Genomic DNA, 273 nt, shown 5'->3' on the forward strand with positions numbered 1-273 from the left:
GTCGTTCTCCTGCAGGGCCGCAGTGGGCTCATCGAGGATCAGCAGTTTGACGTCCTTGGCCAGCGCCTTGGCGATCTCCACCAGTTGCTGCTTGCCGACACCGAGTTTCTCGACCGGGGTGGTGGCGATTTCGTCGAGGCCGACCTTCTTCAGCAGCACCTCGGTGCGCTGGTACACCTCTGGCCAGTCGATCACGCCGTTGCTGGCGATCTCGTTACCGAGAAACAGGTTCTCGGCAATGGACAGCAGCGGCACCAGCGCAAGCTCCTGGTG

At 62.3% G+C, this 273-nt stretch carries 1 protein-coding gene; it reads right to left on the reverse strand.

Annotated features, from left to right (window positions below; translation table 11 throughout):
• A partial coding sequence (locus AC0IYH_RS31590) for an ATP-binding cassette domain-containing protein (protein ID WP_471838190.1) occupies window positions 1–258 on the reverse strand: 258 nt, incomplete at its 3' end.
• Window positions 259–273 lie beyond the last annotated feature (15 nt).

The sequence above is a fragment of the Pseudomonas sp. AC463 genome, from assembly GCF_979253585.1.